A 17,170-nucleotide genomic window follows, 5' to 3' on the forward strand; every position below is an offset into this window, starting at 1 on the left:
CATGGGACTCCTCAAGACACGAGGCAAGAGCAAGGCGGCCGCCAAGGCGCGTCGTCACAACCGTCTCCGCAAGAAGATCACCGGCACCGAGGCTCGTCCCCGTCTCGCCGTCACCCGCTCGTCGCGTCACGTGTTCGTGCAGGTCATCGACGACGCGAAGGGTCACACCCTCGCAAGCGCCTCGACGATGGAGGCAGACCTCCGCTCGTTCGACGGCGACAAGACCGCCAAGGCCCGTCGCGTCGGTGAGCTCCTCGCCGAGCGCGCGAAGTCGGCTGGCGTCGAGGCCGTGGTCTTCGACCGCGGTGGCAGCAAGTACGCCGGTCGCGTCGCCGCGATCGCCGATGGTGCCCGTGAAGGAGGGCTGAACCTGTGAGCGACAACGCGAACACCAACGAAGACGCCAAGACCGAGACCACCGAGGCGAGCACGGAGGCCCCCGAGGCCACCGAAGCGACCGCTGAGGGCACCGAGGCAACTGCTGAGGGCACCGACGCAGCCGCTGAGGGCACCGACACCGCCGCGAAGGGCAAGGAGGCGGAGGCACCTGCCGTCGCCGAGCGTCCCGTCGAGACCGCTGCCGGTTCCGCATCGAACAACCGCGACTCGGCTGACAACCGTGGCCGTCGTGGTGGCGGTCGTGACCGTCAGCAGGGCCGCGACCGCAACAACCGCGGTGGTGATAGCCAGTTCCTCGAGCGCGTGGTGACCATCAACCGCGTGTCGAAGGTCGTCAAGGGTGGTCGTCGCTTCAGCTTCACGGCGCTCGTCGTCGTGGGTGACGGCAACGGCCTCGTGGGCGTCGGCTACGGCAAGGCCAAGGAGGTCCCCACTGCGATCTCCAAGGGTGTCGAAGAGGCGAAGAAGAACTTCTTCCGCGTCCCCCGCGTCGGCAACACCATCCCGCACCCCGTGCAGGGTGAAGCCGCTGCTGGCGTCGTCCTCCTGCGTCCGGCCGGCCCGGGTACCGGTGTCATCGCCGGTGGTCCCGTCCGCGCCGTGCTCGAGTGCGCCGGCATCCACGACGTCCTGAGCAAGTCGCTCGGTTCGTCGAACACCATCAACATCGTGCACGCGACCGTCGAGGCTCTGAAGCAGCTCGAGGAGCCCCGCGCCGTCGCGAGCCGTCGTGGCCTCGACGTCGAGCGGGTCGTCCCGGCTCGTCTGCTCCAGGCCGAGGCTGCAGCACTGCGTGCCGCGACCGAGAAGGCAGGTGCGTGATGGCGACGCTGAAGATCACGCAGATCAAGTCCGTTATCAGCGAGAAGCAGTACCAGCGCGACACGCTCCGCAGCCTGGGTCTCAAGCGCATCGGCCGTACGGTCGAGCGTGAGGACAACGCCCAGAACCGCGGGTACATCGCAACGGTGGCGCACCTCGTGAAGGTCGAGGAGGTCGACGCATGAGCGACGAGAAGAACGAGCGCGTGCAGGTGCTGAAGCTGCACCACCTCCGCCCCGCAGAGGGCGCCAAGAAGGACCGCACCCGTGTGGGTCGCGGTGAGGGCTCGAAGGGCAAGACCGCTGGGCGTGGTACCAAGGGCACGAAGGCCCGTTACCAGGTCCGGGTCGGCTTCGAGGGTGGGCAGATGCCGCTGCACATGCGCACCCCGAAGCTCCGCGGGTTCAAGAACCCGTTCCGGGTCGAGTACCAGGTCGTGAACCTGGACAAGATCTCGGAGCTCTACCCCGATGGTGGCGACGTCACCGTTGCGGGCCTGGTCGCCAAGGGCGCCGTCCGCAAGAACGAGAAGGTCAAGGTTCTCGGTCAGGGTGACATCACCGTGAAGATCACGGTCACGGTCGACAAGGTCTCGGCGTCCGCCGCCGAGAAGATCGTGGCTGCTGGCGGCACCGTCTCCCAGTAACCCCCGTCGGCGGCCCGTGCGTTTGCGCACGGGCCGCCGTTACGGTTTCCTTGACAGTGGCCGGCATCCGCCAGCCTGGTCGGCCCTGCCGACCGACACCGGAACGGCCGCGATCGACGGCCCCGGTCCCAGAAGTTCGGAGTCCTCGTGTTCAGAGCGGTCGCGCGCATCATGCGCACCCCTGATCTTCGCAAGAAGATCGGCTTCACCCTCGCGATCATCGCGCTGTTCCGCCTCGGGTCGTACATCCCGGCACCGTTCGTCGACTACGCGGCCGTGCAGAGCTGTCTCGCCAGCGCCTCGTCGTCCGGCGGTCTCTACGACCTGATCAACCTGTTCTCCGGCGGCGCGCTGCTGAAGCTCTCGGTCTTCGCGCTCGGCATCATGCCGTACATCACGTCGTCGATCATCGTGCAGCTCCTGCGCGTGGTCATCCCGCACTTCGATTCCCTCTACAAGGAGGGCCAGTCCGGTCAGGCGAAGCTGACGCAGTACACGCGCTACCTCACGATCGCGCTGGGCGTGCTGCAGTCCACCACCCTGATCACGGTCGCCCGCTCGGGTGCCCTCTTCGGCACGAACGCGTCGTCCTCCTGCTCGTCGATCATCTCGAACGACAGCTGGTACGCGATCATGCTCATGGTCGTCACGCTGACCGCCGGTACCGGCCTCATCATGTGGATGGGCGAGCTCGTCACCGAGCGCGGCATCGGCAACGGCATGTCGCTCCTCATCTTCACGTCGATCGCGGCGCAGTTCCCGTCGGCGCTGTGGGCCATCGAGCAGTCGCAGTCGTTCGAGCTCTTCCTGTTCGTCATCCTGGTCGGACTGGTCATCATGATGGCCGTCGTGTTCGTCGAGCAGTCGCAGCGGCGGATCCCGGTCCAGTACGCCAAGCGCATGGTCGGCCGACGCACGTACGGCGGCAACAACACGTACATCCCGATCAAGGTGAACATGGCCGGCGTCGTGCCCGTCATCTTCGCGTCGTCGCTGCTGTACCTGCCGGCCCTGGTCGCGCAGTTCAACAAGCCCTCGGACGGCTCCGAGCCCGCGGCGTGGGTCACCTGGATCGAGAACAACCTCGTCTCCGGCGACAACCTGTTCTACATGGTGCTGTACTTCCTGCTCATCGTCGGGTTCACGTACTTCTACGTGGCGATCACCTTCAACCCCGAAGAGGTCGCCGACAACATGAAGAAGTACGGCGGGTTCATCCCCGGCATCCGTGCCGGTCGTCCGACCGCCGAGTACCTCGACTACGTCCTCACCCGGGTGACGCTGCCCGGCTCGCTCTACCTCGGTTTCATCGCGCTCATCCCGCTGGCAGCACTGGCGCTGTTCGGCGCGAACCAGAACTTCCCGTTCGGTGGCGCGAGCATCCTGATCATCGTGGGTGTCGGTCTCGAGACCGTGAAGCAGATCGACTCGCAGCTGCAGCAGCGTCACTACGAAGGGCTTCTCCGTTGAGCGCACGTCTCATCATCGTCGGACCCCCCGGAGCGGGGAAGGGCACCCAGGCCGGGCGGATCGCCGAGTCCTTCGGGATCCCGGCGGTCTCGACGGGCGACATCTTCCGCAAGAACGTCGCAGAGGGCACGCCGCTCGGTGTGCAGGCCAAGGCGATCATGGACGCCGGCGAGTACGTGCCGGACTCCTTGACGAACGAGCTCGTGAAGTCGCGCCTGAACGAGGCCGACGCAGCCGAGGGGTTCCTGCTCGACGGGTACCCCCGCACGGTCGGGCAGGTCGAGTACCTCGACGCGCTGCTCGCCGAGCAGGGCACCGGGATCGACGCGGTCGTGCAGCTCGTCGCCGACCAGGACGAGCTCGTCGGCCGGTTGCTCAAGCGTGCCGAGCAGCAGGGCCGCAGTGACGACAACGAGGAGACGATCCGTCGTCGCCAGCAGGTCTACACCGAGCAGACCGCCCCGATCGTCGGTGCCTACGGCGACCGTGGTCTCGTCCTCGACGTCGACGGCCTCGGCGCGATCGACGAGGTCGGCGACCGCATCCAGGCCGCGCTGTCGGCTCGCGGGCTGACCGCGGGCGTCTGACCCGGCGTGGTCCGCTTCCGCAAGCCCTCGATCTACAAGACGCCGGACGAGCTCCGCGCCATGGTGCGCCCCGGGCTGCTGACCGCCGAGGCGCTCGACGCCGTGCGTGCGGCGATCCGTCCCGGCATCACGACGGGTGAGCTCGACGCGATCGCCGAGCGGACGATCCGCGACGGCGGCGGGATCCCGAACTTCCAGCTCGTGCCGGGCTACCGGCACACGCTGTGCGTGTCCGTGAACGACGAGATCGTGCACGGCATCCCCGGTGACCGCGTGCTCGCTCTCGGTGACATCGTGTCGGTGGACGCCGGTGCCGAGGTCGACGGCTGGAACGGCGACAGCGCGTTCACCACGGTCGTCCCCGGTGGTGACGCCGAGGTGTCCGCAGCACGCCAGACGCTCTGCGACACCACGGAGCGCTCGCTCTGGCACGGCATCGCGGCGCTCGCCCACGCGAAGAACCTGCACGAGGTCGGTTCCGCGGTCGAGGACGCGATCGACGAGACCGGCGCCTGGGGCATCGTCGAGGACTACACGGGGCACGGCATCGGTCGCTCCATGCACGAGGACCCGCCGGTCTTCAACTACCGCGTCCGCGGTGCCGGTCCGGCGGTGAAGCCCGGCCTGGTGGTGGCCATCGAGCCGATGGTCACCGCGGGCACGATCGACAGCTCGACGGACGACGACGACTGGACCGTCCGCACGATGGACGGCAAGGACGCCGCGCACTGGGAACACAGTGTCGCGGTGCACGCCGACGGCGTGTGGGTCCTGACGGCCGCCGACGGCGGCGCTGCGGGCCTGGCCCCGCTGGGCGTGACGCCCGTCCCGATCCCGTAGGACGGGCCTCCAGGCTGCCTCGGTCGTGACGGCCAGGAGGCGCGGGTCGTCCCCGCCTCGTCGCCCGCCCTGCGCAGACGCGTCTGCCCAGTGCCCGGAGGGCGTCGCGCTGTCCGCCCTGTCCGGCGGTCAGTTGCCGACGGAGCAGGTCTGCTCGGAGGCGCTCTGTCCGGTGATCGACGAGGGCAGCGGGGTCGACGTCGCCGTGCTCGTGGCCGACGAGCTCGGTGCGGACGACGTTCCCGACGATGCGCCGCTCGACGCGGGCGCCGACGCCGTGTCGGACGGCGTGGTGCCGGTCGACGGCGCGGTCGTCGCGGTGCCCCCGGCTGTCGGCGACTCCTCGGACGCGCGCCCGGTGCTCGAGTCGCTCAGCGAGGACTTCACGTCGTTCTGCAGCGCCACGTTGAGCGTGTGGGCGGTCTCCTGGTCGACGATCACCCGCGCGCTGTCGTCGGGGTCGTCGGCGACGGGGTACTGCACGAAGAGCATGTTGGCGGTGCTCATGCCGCGCAGTGCGGAGGCAAGGCCGACGAGGGTGCGGGTCTGGGCCAGGCCGTCGGACAGCGTCATGTTCGACAGGGCCGCGCCGGCGAGCTTGTAGAGCGTGATGGGGTTCGACAGGGTGCCGTCGGAGGTGACCTTGCGGAGCAGCGCCGACAGGAACACCTGCTGCGAGCTGATCCGGGCCAGGTCGCTGCCGTCGCCGACGCCGTGGCGGGTGCGCAGGAACGCGAGGGCGTCGGAGCCCTCGAGGTTGTGCGAGCCGGCGGTGAGGTGCAGACCGGTGAAGGTGTCGTCGATGGGCTCCGCGACGCAGACGTCGACGCCGCCCAGGGCGTTCGACATCTCGATCACGCCGTCGAAGGTGATGAGCCCGGCGTAGGGGATGCTCAGGCCGGTGAGGTTCTCGACGGTGTCGACGACGCACGAGACGCCACCGTTGCCGAGCGCCGTGTTGAACATGGCGGAGGTCGAGGCCGGGTAGGTCGTCCCGCTCGCGGGGTTGGTGCAGGCCGGGATCGGGACCATCAGATCGCGGGGGAAGCTGACCGCGGTGAGCTGCTGGTGGTCCTCGGAGATGTGGATGAGCATGGTGACGTCGTTGCGGGCGCCCTCGACGTCCTCGTCGGAGTCGAACTGTCCGACGCGGGTGTCGCTGCCGATGAGCAGGATGTTCGCCCCGCCCTTGATCGCCGTGATGTCGGCGGTCTTCGCGGTGCTCTGGTCGTCGGTGCTGAGCTGCACGGTCTGCGGTGCGGTCGCCAGCTGGGCGCCGGCGATGGCGGCGACGCTCGTCCCGCTCACGAGCACGACGGCCAGCGCCGAGGCCACGACGGTCACGAGCGTGGTCCAGCCGCGACGGCGGGCCTGCTTGCCGTGTGCGGCGAAGGGGCGTCGTGTGGCGTCGGGCACGTGGTCTCCGTTCGGTGGTCCGCGCAGGGTACGTGGGCGGCGGACGTGGCTGCGGAGCAACGCTACGGTCCGGGCACAAGCTCCGGCCCGGAGCACGCCGTCAAACCACTGTGGAACACTCAGGTGTGCCAGCGGAAGCCCCAGGTGAGGGGGCGTGCCGCGCCTGCACTTGGCAATTGCGGGTTTACCACATAAGATCGATCTTTGGTGTGTCATGCCCTCTCGGGTGTGGCGACCGACCCGCAGACCGGTTCGGGGATCACACCTGTTCCACAACCAAGCGACAGTGAGGCTATGGCCAAGAAAGACGGCGTCATCGAGATCGAAGGCTCGGTGCTCGAAGCTCTGCCCAACGCGATGTTCCGCGTTGAGCTGACGAACGGACACAAGGTCCTCGCGCACATCTCCGGGAAGATGCGCCAGCACTACATCCGCATCCTCCCCGAGGACCGCGTGATCGTGGAGCTGAGCCCGTACGACCTGACCCGCGGCCGGATCGTCTACCGCTACAAGTGATCCGCGAGCTGGAAAGGAACGGCTCGGCAATCCTGCCGCGCACGAAGCCAGCGAGCACGAGGAAAGAACAATGAAGGTCAACCCCAGCGTCAAGCCCATGTGCGAGCACTGCCGAGTGATTCGCCGCAAGGGCCGCGTCATGGTGATCTGCAAGAGCAACCCGCGTCACAAGCAGCGCCAGGGCTAGTCCCCGGCGCGTGACCGGCGCCGACGCTGTCCCTCGGACAGCAGGCTGCTCGAGCACGACCCACAACTGAAGATCGACAACGCAGTACCAGAACCCGGTCGCACGACGATCGGGGGACACCTCGGGTCGGAGGCCCGGGCACCGGTACTGCTCCACACCTCCATCGACAACAGGAGCAGCCATCACATGGCACGTCTAGCAGGCGTCGACATCCCGCGCGAGAAGCGCGTGGAGATCGCACTCACGTACATCTACGGCGTCGGCCGTACCCGCGCGGTCCAGGCACTCGCCGAGACCGGTATCTCCGGTGACATCCGCGTCAAGGACCTGACCGACGACCAGCTCGTCGCCCTCCGTGACTTCATCGAGGGCAACTTCAAGGTGGAGGGTGACCTCCGCCGCGAGGTGGCAGCCGACATCCGTCGCAAGGTCGAGATCGGTAGCTACGAGGGTCTTCGCCACCGTCGTGGTCTCCCGGTGCGCGGTCAGCGCACCAAGACCAACGCGCGTACCCGCAAGGGACCGAAGCGCACCGTGGCAGGCAAGAAGAAGGCTCGATAGGAGACCCCGATGGCTACCCCCAAGACTGCCGCGCGCAAGCCGCGCCGCAAGGAGAAGAAGAACGTCGCAGTGGGCCAGGCCCACATCAAGAGCACGTTCAACAACACGATCGTCAGCATCACCGACCCGTCGGGTGCCGTCCTCAGCTGGGCGTCCTCGGGTGCCGTGGGCTTCAAGGGTTCGCGCAAGTCGACGCCGTTCGCGGCGCAGCTCGCCGCCGAGTCCGCTGCGCGTCAGGCGCAGGAGCACGGCGTCAAGAAGGTCGACGTCTTCGTGAAGGGTCCGGGTTCGGGCCGCGAGACCGCGATCCGTTCGCTCCAGGCCGCTGGCCTCGAGGTCGGTTCGATCAACGACGTCACTCCGCAGGCGCACAACGGTTGCCGCCCGCCGAAGCGTCGTCGCGTCTGACGCGAGGAGCAACCGGCCGCGCCCTGCTCGTCCCCTGACGGGGTCGGGCAGGGCCCGCGGCCATTCCTGGTCGTTCGATCGCGCACATCGGTGCGCGTGATCACAACTCAACAGACCCGTCGGGGCCCACGCGGCCCCGTCGTACCGCCAAGTGTCATATAGCGGACACTTCGCCGAAAGGAATCCCACAGTGCTCATTGCACAGCGCCCCACCCTGACCGAGGAGTCGATCTCCGAGCACCGCTCGCGCTTCGTCATCGAGCCGCTCGAGCCGGGCTTCGGTTACACCCTCGGCAACTCGCTGCGCCGCACGCTCCTCTCCTCGATCCCCGGCGCGGCTGTCACCAGCATCCGCATCGACGGTGTCCTCCACGAATTCAGCACCGTTCCCGGTGTGAAGGAAGACGTCACCGAGATCATCCTCAACATCAAGAGCCTCGTCGTCTCCAGCGAGCACGACGAGCCGATCACCGCGTACCTGCGCAAGCAGGGTGCCGGTCAGGTCACCGCAGCGGACATCTCCGCTCCGGCCGGCGTCGAGATCCACAACCCGGAACTCGTCATCGCGACCCTGAACGACACCGCGCGGTTCGAGCTCGAGCTCACGATCGAGCGCGGCCGCGGCTACGTCTCGGCCACGCAGAACCGTTCCGAGTTCTCCGAGGCCGGTCAGATCCCGATCGACTCGATCTACTCGCCGGTCCTCAAGGTCACCTACCGCGTCGAGGCGACGCGTGCCGGTGAGCGCACGGACTTCGACCGCCTGGTCGTCGACGTCGAGTCGAAGCCGGCGATCACGCCGCGCGACGCCATCGCGTCGGCCGGTCGCACGCTGGTCGAGCTGTTCGGGCTCGCTCGCGAGCTCAACACGGCCGCAGAGGGCATCGAGATCGGCCCCGCGCCGGTCGACGCTGTCCTGTCGAACGAGCTGCAGACGCCGATCGAGGACCTCGACCTGTCGGTCCGCAGCTACAACTGCCTGAAGCGCGAGGGCATCAACACGGTGTCCGAGCTCGTCGCCCTGTCGGAGACGCAGCTCATGAACATCCGCAACTTCGGTCAGAAGTCGGTGGACGAGGTCAAGGACAAGCTCACCGAGCTCGGCCTGTCCCTCAAGGACACCGTCCCCGGATTCGACGGTGCCCACTTCTACAGCGGGTACGACGAGGACGAGTCCAACAACTGATCTCGCGCTCACGCGCAAGCGCGCTGACACCGCGCGCACCACTTTCACCACTGGAGAACTGACATGCCGAAGCCCACCAAGGGCCCCCGCCTCGGTGGCGGTCCCGCTCACGAGCGCCTGCTCCTGAGCAACCTCGCCAACGCCCTCTTCACGCACGGCCGCATCACGACCACCGAGACGAAGGCCAAGCGCCTCCGTCCGGTCGCCGAGCGGCTCATCACGTTCGCGAAGCGCGGCGACCTGCACGCTCGTCGTCGGGTCATCGCGACCCTGCGCGACAAGTCCGTCGTGCACACGCTGTTCACGGAGATCGCCCCGCAGGTCGAGGACCGTCAGGGCGGTTACACCCGCATCACGAAGCTCGGCTTCCGCAAGGGCGACAACGCCCCGCTGGCGTCGATCGAGCTCGTCCTCGAGCCGGTGTCGGGCACGCCCGCCCCGGTGAAGCGCACCGCGGCTCCGGCCGCCGCCGCTCCGGTCGAGGAGCCGGCTGCCGACGAGACCACCGAGGAGGCCCCGGTCGAGGAGACCGAGACCACCGAGGAGTCCGCGCCGGTCGAGTCGGAGACCGAGACCGAGGCTGCTGCCGAGGTCGAGGCCGACGCCGCTGAGAAGAGCGACGACACCAAGTAGTACCCCGCGTCACCACGAAGCCCCCGCGACCCAGGTCGCGGGGGCTTCGTCGCGTTCGGGAGCGGTACGCATGCACCCCGACGTCCGGAGAACGCAGGACCGTCGCCTTCCCAGTGGGCGCCCCGTAGCGTGTCCGCCCGACAGGGAGAGTCACCACATGGAGTTCCAACACATCGCGGGCGTCGGTCGCCGCGCGTGGCGGTGGAGCCGCACGTCCGGCACGCAGCCGCGACTGCTGCACGCAGCCAAGGCCGCAGGCGCCGCGGCACTGGCCTGGTTCATCGCCAGGCACGTGCCCGGGGTCGCGTCCGACTACCCGTACTACGCACCGCTCGGGGCGATCGTCGCGATGCAGACGACGGTCTACGCGGGGCTGCGCAACGGCATCCAGACGCTCGTCGGCATCCTGCTCGGCATCGCCGTCGCGGGCTTCACGATGATCGTGGGCGACCCGGGGATCCTCGCCGTGGCCCTGGCGGTCGGCATCGGCGTACTCGTCGGCGGGTTCCGGGTGCTCGGCGAGGGCAGCACCTGGGTCTCGACGGCGGCGTTGTTCGTGCTGCTCGTCGGCGGGGCGAACGCCGAGGGCTACTCGTTCGGGTACCTGGTGCAGATGGGTGTCGGCGTGGTCGTCGGCCTGCTCGTGAACTTCCTGGTGTTCCCGCCGCTGCACTTCTGGGACGCCGAACGCCGGATCGACGAGGTGAACGCCGTGTTGGCCGATCACCTCGAGGGGCTCGCACACGTGCTGGAGAGCGGCAAGCGCGACGAGGACGCCTGGAACCGGCAGCAGGACAAGCTCGACCGTGCGATCGCCGACGTGCGCGCGCGGGTGTCCGTCGCCCACGAGAGCCGGAAGATCAACCCCCGCGGAGCGCTCCGCGGGTCACGGGCCCGGCTCCAGCAGGACGGGGCGCGCTTCCGGGCGCTCGAACGGGTCGCCTGGTACACGACCGACCTCACCGAACTCGTCGCTCGGTCGGGCCCGGTGTCGGGGAACCTCGGCCGTCCCGACCCCGCGTTCACCGAACCGCTCTTCGAGGCGATCCGTCAGCTCGCCGGCGTGATCCGCGGGGAGTCCCCCGAGGACGACGGCGACAAGGCGATCGAGCGACTCGAGCAGGCGCTCGACGCCTCGCACGAGAACCCGTCGCACGTCGCGGTGACGGCGTCCGCGCTCGTGGCGCTCCGCGGCATCGTGGAGTCCGAGCGCCGTGCGACGGACAACCTCGACACCCGCACGGGTCCGTCGGCGTTCCACCGTCCGCGCGGCTGACGCGAGGACCCCGTGACACCGGCGCTCCGTAGACTCGCACCGTGACCGTCCCGCCCCGAATCAACGTCCTCGGACCGGTCACGGTGACGGGTGCGGACGGCCGGCAGTCGCCGGTGCCCGGGGCGCTCGCTCGGGCGTTCCTGACCGCGCTGGTGCTCGCGCGCGGCCACGCCCTGACCACCGATTCCCTGATCGACGACCTCTGGCCGGACGTGCAGCCGCGGGGTGCCCGTGCAGCGCTGCAGACACTCGTGTCCCGACTGCGCCGGAGCGTGGCGGACGGCCTCGTGGTGTCGACGAGCACCGGGTACGCGTTGGGCGGCGACCCCGAGGACGTCGACCTCGCCCGCGCCGAGCGTGCGGTGGGCGAGGCGGAGCCGGCAGCGGTCCGTGCCGCCCTCGACCTCTGGCGTGGTGAACCGGGCGCCGACGTCGACGGCGACCTGGGCGCAGCACTCGCGGACCGTGCGGCAGCGCTCCGGCGGACACTCCGACGCGCGCTCGGCGGTGCACTGCTCGACGAGGGCGACGCCGACGAGGCCGCCGCACTCTGGGCAGCAGAGGCCGTCGCCAACCCCTACGACGAGGTCGCGGTCGCCGGTTCGATGCGTGCCCTCGCCGCGGCCGGCCGCACGAGCGAGGCCATCGCCGCCTTCGCAGCGCACCGTGACCGGCTCGCCGACGAACTCGGCGCCGACCCCTCGGCCGATCTGGTCCGCCTCAACGCCGAGTTGCTGCGTCGGTCCGGCCCCGCCACGGGCAGCGTCCGCCGCGTCGGCCTGCGTGCTGCGCCGAACACCTTGGTCGGGAGGGAGGCCGACCTCGCCGCCGTCTCGGACCTGCTGTCCGCCGGACGGCTCGTCACGATCCTCGGTGCGGGTGGGCTGGGGAAGACCCGCCTCGCGCAGGCGGTCGCCGCCGGCCTGCCGCCGACACAGGGCGTCGTCGTGTTCGAGCTCGCGCCGCTCGCCACGGCTGACGACATCGTGCCGGCCCTCGGCGCGCTGCTCGGGATCGCCGAGTTCCGTTCCACCAGGTCGCTCCGGGACGCCGTCGCGGCCGACCTGCGCACCCGGGTCGTGCGGGCGCTCGCCGACGGGCCGACCGTGCTCGTCCTGGACAACTGCGAACACCTGGTTGCCGAGGTCGCCGCCTTCGCCGCGGACCTGCTCGCGACCGTGCCCGAGCTGCGGATCCTGACGACGTCACGCGCGCCGCTCGCCATCGCCGGCGAGGTCGTGGCTCCCCTCGCGCCCCTGCCCGTCGAGGCCGACGGGGCAGCCGTCCGGCTGTTCACCGAGCGGGCGCGGGCCGCACGACCCGGAGCCGTGCTGCCGGTGGACGCGGTGCGCCGGATCTGCACGCGGCTCGACGGGTCACCGCTGGCCATCGAGCTCGCGGCCGCACGCATCCGGGGGATGAGCGCCGACGAGATCGAGCGCCGGCTGGACGACCGGTTCGCGCTGCTGCGCGGCGGCGACCGGAGCGCCCCGGAGCGGCACCGCACCCTGCTCGCCGTGATCGAGTGGAGCTGGCGCCTGCTCGACGACGGGGCCCAGGACCTGTTGACCCGGCTGGCGCTCTTCCCGGACGGACTCGCGGTCGACGCCGTCGAGGCCGTCGCCGCCCCGGACCGCCGGGCCGACGCGCTCGACGACCTCGCCGAGCTCGTGGAGCAGTCGCTCGTGCAGCTCGTCGAGCACGAGGGCGAGCCCGTGCGGTACCGGCTGCTCGAGACGGTGCGGGAGTTCGGTGCGGCCCGGCTGGGGAACCGCGGCGCCACCGAGGCCGTCCGTGCGGCCATGATCGGCTGGGGCCGTGGGTTCGCGGCCGAGCGCAACCTCCTCACGATCACGGGTTCCGCCCAGCTCGAGCGGTTCCGCGAGGTCGCCCGCGAATCCGACAACCTCGTCACGCTGCTCCGCTGGAGCCTGGCGGCCGACGACACCGCGGCGGTCGCGCACCTGTTCGCGGCCCTCGGCGGCTACTGGTCGCTGCGCGGGGCCCACGGCGAGGTCGTCGCACTCGGCCCCGAGGTCGTCCCGGTCCTGCGCCGTACCGGACCGGCGACCGAGGACCGCGCAGCGACGGTCCTCGGGCTGGTCGTCACCGGCGGGTCGTCCGCGTTCAGCGACAAGCGCACCGCAGCCCTCGCCGTGTCGACCCTGCGCCGCGTGATGCGCGACGGCACCACCGGGTTCGCGGTGCTCGACGCCCAGGCAGCGCTGCTCCTCACCCTGGGGCGACCGGCCGACGGGTACGCCCTGCTCGCCCGCTACCGCGACGACCCGGAGCCCGGGGTCGCCTGCCTGGCGAACATGCTCAGCGCGCCGCTCGCCGAGAACGACGGGGAGTCCGCCGTCGCCCTGCGGTACGCGACCCGCGCCGAGACGCTCTCACGGTCGAGCGACGATGCCTGGACCACCGGGTCGATCGCCGTCACCATGACCCAGCTCCTGGCGCAGACCGGTCGGCACGCCGACGCCCTGCGCTCCGCCGAGGTCGCCCGCGAGCAACTCGAACGGTTCGGGGCCGACGACGACCTGTACGAGATCGGTTGGACCGTCGGGCTCTGCGCCGCGAGCACCGGCGACGTCGTGCGTGCCCGGCAGGTCGCCGACGACCTGCAGCACCGGCCGGTCGAGGCCCGCGGCGGGTTCGACGAGGACCGGGTGCAGATCGGCGTGCTCGCGATGGCCATCGGTGCGGAGTGCTCGCGCTGGGAAGGAGCCCTCGACGAGGCGGCGGCGGAGTACGCCCGCGCCTGGGACTCCGTGCTGCCCCTGCGGAAGCAGACACCGCACTGGACGCTCATGGCGGGGTCGGCGCGGCTCGCGGCCCGGGACGAGGCGGCGGTGCGCCGGTCCGGCGGGGCCGCCCCGGGCCTCCCGGTCGACGACGTGGCGGTCGCGAGACGCCTGCGCGTCGGTGCGCTCGTGATGCTGCGCGTCCACCCGTGGTGGCTGGACCTGCCCGTGATCGGGACCGCCCTGCTCGGCCTGGCGCTCGCCGCCGCCCGTGACGGACAGCCGGAGCACGCCGCTCGCTGCTGGGGGCTGGCGACCCGACTCGGTTCGCGGCAGGACTTCGGCGTGCTCGCGCACCCACGGATGCGGTCGGTGCTGTCCGACGCCCTCGGCGACGCGGTGCTGGCGGACGCCGAGACGGCCTCGGCCGGATCGAACCGGGCCGAGGCCGTCTCGCAGGCGCGGCTCCTGCTCGAGGAGCTGCGGTTCCGCGTGCGCTGATCGGCGCCCGTCAGGCCTTCCGCATGTACGCGCGGACCGTCAGCGGCGCGAACACCGCGACCACGACCGCTGCGCCGAGCAGGCTGATCCAGAGGTCGACGCCCACCGTGCCGTGGTTCACGAGCTCACGGACCGCCGTGATCAGGTGCGAGATCGGGTTCACCTCGGAGAACCAGCGCAGCCAGTCCGGCAGGGTGTCCGCAGGCACGAACGCGTTCGACAGGAACGTCAGCGGGAACAGCACCATGTTGGAGATGCCGGAGACGCTCGACGCCGTCCGCGCGACGACGCCGAAGTAGGCGAAGATCCAGCTGATCGCCCACGCGACGACGATGACCAGCAACCCGGCCAGGACGACCGCACCGAACCCGCCGGCGGGACGCAGACCCATGATGATGCCGACCGTGAAGGTGATCGTCGTGGCGATCGCGTACCGGACGGTGTCGGCGAGCAGCGCACCCGCGAGCGGGGCGATCCGGGCGATGGGCAGGGACTTGAAGCGGTCGAAGACGCCCTTGTCCATGTCCTCGCGCAGCTGCACGCCGGTGACGATCGACGACGTGATGTTCGTCTGGACCAGGATGCCGGGGATGATGATCGGCAGGTAGCTCGCGACGTCACCCGCGATCGCACCACCGAAGATGTACGTGAACATCACGGTGAAGATGATCGGCATCAGGGTGACGTCGAACAGCTGCTCCGGGGTGCGCCGGACCTTGATCAGCCCGCGGTACGCCATCGTGAGCGACTGCCGGACGGTGGCGCCGAGGCCGGTCGCACCGACGCCGGGGCGCGGGGTGATCCGGGGCGCAGCGGTGCCCGTGGTGGTGGTGATGGTGGTCATGCGATGCTCCCTGCGAGTTCGCGGTCGGTGCTGTCGTTGTCGTCGTCGGTGCCGTCGTCGTCGGCGGTCGCCGGTGCGCCGGTGATCGTCAGGAAGACCTCGTCGAGGGTGGGCTTCTGCACGCTCATCTCGGCGAGGGTGATGCCGGCCTCGCGGAACGACACCAGCAGGTCCGTCACGCGGTCGGGGTCCGACATCGGCGCGGTGAGACGCGAGCCCTCGGGGCTGGCCACCGCGTCGACACCGAGGGTGTTCCGGACGATCGTGCGCGCGGCGTCGAGCCGGAGCGCATCGGTCAGGCGGAGCTGCAGCGACGAACTGCCGATCGAGGCCTTCAGTTCGTCGCTCGTGCCCTCGGCGACCACCTTGCCGTGGTCGATGACCGCGATGCGGTCGGCGAGCTGGTCCGCCTCGTCCAGGTACTGCGTCGTCAGCAGCACCGTCGAACCCGTCGCCACGAGCTCGCGGATGGTGTCCCACATCTGCGCACGGGTCCGGGGGTCGAGCCCCGTCGTCGGCTCGTCGAGGAAGATCAGCGGCGGCTGCGCGATGAGGCTCGCAGCCAGGTCGAGCCGGCGACGCATGCCACCGGAGAAGGCCTTGAGCGGGCGTGACGCGGCCTCGGTCAGCCCGAAGCGTTCGAGCAGCTCCACGGCCTTCCGCTTCGCGTCCGCGCGGGACAGCCCGAGCAGGCGCGCGAAGATCACCAGGTTCTCGGTCGCGCTGAGCGTCTCGTCGACACTGGCGTACTGACCGGTCACCCCGATCAGGGTGCGGACGGTCTGCGCCTCGCGTCGGACGTCGTGCCCGAAGATCCGGGCCTCGCCGCCGTCCGCCTTGAGCAGGGTCGCGAGCATGGAGATGGTGGTGGTCTTGCCGGCGCCGTTGGGACCGAGCACGCCGTAGACCGTGCCGGCCTCCACACGGAGGTCGACACCGTCCACTGCGCGGTTCGTCCCGAAGGTCTTCACGAGGCCGGAGGCCTCCACCGCGAGCGGTGTCGTGGTCATCGAAATGTCCTTTCGTCGATGTCGAGGACGATGGTGCCGCGGGGCGCTCACGCGGCACTGACGTGGCGCTGACACCGGTGGACAGCGCGCGTCAGCGGCGCAGCGGCCTTCGGTTGCGCAGACGGGTGTCCGCCGGCTGCCGGGAGGCGCGGTGCGGCCCCGGTACGGTGGTCGCGTGGACGAGACGGCGGGCCCGCAGAGCGGCGGCGAGGTTGCCGGGATCCGGCTGCGGCTGGACATCGCGTACGACGGGGCCGCGTTCTCCGGGTGGGCCCGGCAGCCCGGGCTGCGGACCGTGCAGGGCGCGCTCGAGGCCGCCCTCGCCACCGTCTTCACCCGGTGGGGCGAGCCGCCACTGCTCACCGTCGCCGGACGCACCGACGCAGGCGTGCACGCCACCGGGCAGGTCTCCCACCTCGACCTCTCCGCCGAGCAGTGGGACGCGCTCAGCGCCAAGCGCGGCACGGGGCGCTCACCGCTGGACGGGCTCGTCAAACGCGTGAACGGCATCGCGGCACCCGAGGGCGACGTCGTCGTCACCCGGGCGTCGGTCGCGCCGGACGGGTTCGACGCACGGTTCTCGCCGCTCTGGCGACGGTACGAGTACCGGATCGCGGACGCCGACGCCCCGCGCGATCCACGTCGGCGCGGGCACACGGTCTGGCACGGGGCGAGCCTCGACCCGGCAGCGATGGAGCGCGGTGCGCTGACGCTGTTGGGGCTGCACGACTTCGCGACGTTCTGCAAGCCGCGCGAGGGCGCGACGACCATCCGGACGTTGCAGGAGTTCCGCTGGGACCGCGAGCCGGACGGCGTGCTGGTGGCGCGCCTCCAGGCCGATGCGTTCTGCCACTCCATGGTGCGCGCGATGGTGGGGGCGACCGTCGCCGTCGGCGAGGGACGGTTCGGGCCGGAACGGCTCGAGGAGCTCCGCGTCGCCGAGACGCGGACGAGCGCGTTCAAGACCGCTCCGGCGAAGGGGCTGACCCTGACCGAGGTGGGGTACCCGGCCGACGCGGAGCTCGCGGGGAGGGCGGAGCAGACGCGGGCGCGGCGGGAGTGAACGCCCGGTCCTGATGTTGCCGAACGCAATCATTTACCTCGACGCAACCTGAGGGACT

19 protein-coding genes are annotated in these 17,170 nt (G+C 70.3%); 16 read left to right on the top strand and 3 right to left on the bottom strand.

The features are described from left to right. The first annotated feature begins 1 nt into the window (after nucleotide 1). The 7 genes from rplR to map all read left to right on the top strand — a co-directional run bounded on the left by rplR (nucleotide 2) and on the right by map (nucleotide 4,764). Nucleotides 2-376 (top strand): 50S ribosomal protein L18, encoded by a 375-nt coding sequence (gene rplR, locus EDF31_RS09425; protein ID WP_031259041.1) that lies wholly within the window; start codon nucleotides 2-4, stop codon nucleotides 374-376. Continuing rightward, the gene (gene rpsE, locus EDF31_RS09430) at nucleotides 373-1,221 is read left to right on the top strand and encodes a 30S ribosomal protein S5 (protein ID WP_131845950.1); all 849 of its coding nucleotides are present in this window, start codon (nucleotides 373-375) and stop codon (nucleotides 1,219-1,221) included. Before rplR ends, rpsE begins: the two co-directional genes overlap by 4 nt. Beyond that, the gene (gene rpmD, locus EDF31_RS09435; RefSeq protein WP_173168934.1) at nucleotides 1,221-1,406 is read left to right on the top strand and encodes a 50S ribosomal protein L30; all 186 of its coding nucleotides are present in this window, start codon (nucleotides 1,221-1,223) and stop codon (nucleotides 1,404-1,406) included. The genes rpsE and rpmD overlap by 1 nt, the downstream gene beginning before the upstream one ends. Continuing rightward, entirely contained in the window at nucleotides 1,403-1,867 is a 465-nt protein-coding gene (rplO, locus tag EDF31_RS09440) for a 50S ribosomal protein L15 (protein WP_027466723.1), read from the top strand. Before rpmD ends, rplO begins: the two co-directional genes overlap by 4 nt. Before the next feature lie 147 nt (nucleotides 1,868-2,014). After that, complete coding sequence (gene secY, locus EDF31_RS09445; protein ID WP_111083457.1) at nucleotides 2,015-3,337, top strand: preprotein translocase subunit SecY; 1,323 nt, start codon at nucleotides 2,015-2,017, stop codon at nucleotides 3,335-3,337. Further along, entirely contained in the window at nucleotides 3,334-3,924 is a 591-nt protein-coding gene (locus tag EDF31_RS09450) for an adenylate kinase (protein WP_131845951.1), read from the top strand. Before secY ends, EDF31_RS09450 begins: the two co-directional genes overlap by 4 nt. 6 nt (nucleotides 3,925-3,930) lie before the next feature. After that, on the top strand, nucleotides 3,931-4,764 hold the full coding sequence (gene map, locus EDF31_RS09455) for a type I methionyl aminopeptidase (RefSeq protein ID WP_131845952.1): 834 nt from the start codon (nucleotides 3,931-3,933) through the stop codon (nucleotides 4,762-4,764). 129 nt (nucleotides 4,765-4,893) lie between these two features. On the opposite strand, the gene EDF31_RS09460 is transcribed toward map, so the two are convergent. After that, nucleotides 4,894-6,180, bottom strand: coding sequence for an LCP family protein (locus tag EDF31_RS09460; RefSeq protein WP_165901022.1), 1,287 nt, complete (start codon nucleotides 6,178-6,180; stop codon nucleotides 4,894-4,896). Between the two features lie 294 nt (nucleotides 6,181-6,474). Between EDF31_RS09460 and infA the strand changes: the two genes are divergently transcribed. From infA to EDF31_RS09500, 8 genes are all read left to right on the top strand, one after another. Further along, a complete protein-coding gene (gene infA, locus EDF31_RS09465) occupies nucleotides 6,475-6,696 on the top strand; it encodes a translation initiation factor IF-1 (RefSeq protein ID WP_017885509.1) in 222 nt (73 codons plus the stop codon). A 70-nt stretch (nucleotides 6,697-6,766) separates the two neighbouring features. Beyond that, complete coding sequence (rpmJ, locus tag EDF31_RS09470) at nucleotides 6,767-6,883, top strand: 50S ribosomal protein L36 (protein ID WP_071276701.1); 117 nt, start codon at nucleotides 6,767-6,769, stop codon at nucleotides 6,881-6,883. A 186-nt stretch (nucleotides 6,884-7,069) separates the two neighbouring features. Next, nucleotides 7,070-7,444: a 30S ribosomal protein S13 gene (gene rpsM, locus EDF31_RS09475; protein WP_058728274.1), complete on the top strand. Its 375-nt coding sequence runs from the start codon at nucleotides 7,070-7,072 to the stop codon at nucleotides 7,442-7,444. 9 nt (nucleotides 7,445-7,453) lie between these two features. Further along, nucleotides 7,454-7,852: a 30S ribosomal protein S11 gene (gene rpsK / locus EDF31_RS09480; protein ID WP_017885507.1), complete on the top strand. Its 399-nt coding sequence runs from the start codon at nucleotides 7,454-7,456 to the stop codon at nucleotides 7,850-7,852. Between the two features lie 190 nt (nucleotides 7,853-8,042). Next, nucleotides 8,043-9,038: a DNA-directed RNA polymerase subunit alpha gene (locus EDF31_RS09485; protein WP_071259847.1), complete on the top strand. Its 996-nt coding sequence runs from the start codon at nucleotides 8,043-8,045 to the stop codon at nucleotides 9,036-9,038. Nucleotides 9,039-9,101: 63 nt separating this feature from the next. After that, the gene (rplQ, locus tag EDF31_RS09490) at nucleotides 9,102-9,671 is read left to right on the top strand and encodes a 50S ribosomal protein L17 (RefSeq protein ID WP_131845954.1); all 570 of its coding nucleotides are present in this window, start codon (nucleotides 9,102-9,104) and stop codon (nucleotides 9,669-9,671) included. Nucleotides 9,672-9,828: 157 nt separating this feature from the next. Next, complete coding sequence (locus tag EDF31_RS09495; protein WP_165901381.1) at nucleotides 9,829-10,947, top strand: aromatic acid exporter family protein; 1,119 nt, start codon at nucleotides 9,829-9,831, stop codon at nucleotides 10,945-10,947. A gap of 41 nt (nucleotides 10,948-10,988) precedes the next feature. After that, on the top strand, nucleotides 10,989-14,195 hold the full coding sequence (locus EDF31_RS09500) for a BTAD domain-containing putative transcriptional regulator (protein ID WP_131845956.1): 3,207 nt from the start codon (nucleotides 10,989-10,991) through the stop codon (nucleotides 14,193-14,195). Between the two features lie 10 nt (nucleotides 14,196-14,205). Here EDF31_RS09500 and EDF31_RS09505 read toward each other — a convergent pair whose 3' ends face one another. Both EDF31_RS09505 and EDF31_RS09510 read right to left on the bottom strand, forming a co-directional pair. Next, nucleotides 14,206-15,039, bottom strand: a complete 834-nt coding sequence (locus tag EDF31_RS09505) for an ABC transporter permease (protein WP_123339476.1) — start codon at nucleotides 15,037-15,039, stop codon at nucleotides 14,206-14,208. After that, nucleotides 15,036-16,049, bottom strand: coding sequence for an ATP-binding cassette domain-containing protein (locus EDF31_RS09510; protein WP_131845957.1), 1,014 nt, complete (start codon nucleotides 16,047-16,049; stop codon nucleotides 15,036-15,038). Before EDF31_RS09510 ends, EDF31_RS09505 begins: the two co-directional genes overlap by 4 nt. A 175-nt stretch (nucleotides 16,050-16,224) precedes the next feature. On the opposite strand from EDF31_RS09510, the gene truA reads away from it, so the two are divergent. After that, entirely contained in the window at nucleotides 16,225-17,112 is an 888-nt protein-coding gene (gene truA / locus EDF31_RS09515) for a tRNA pseudouridine(38-40) synthase TruA (protein ID WP_243649957.1), read from the top strand. The last annotated feature ends 58 nt before the right edge of the window (nucleotides 17,113-17,170 follow it).

Origin of the sequence: Curtobacterium sp. PhB142, assembly GCF_004341255.1 — a bacterium.
Classification (GTDB): domain Bacteria; phylum Actinomycetota; class Actinomycetes; order Actinomycetales; family Microbacteriaceae; genus Curtobacterium.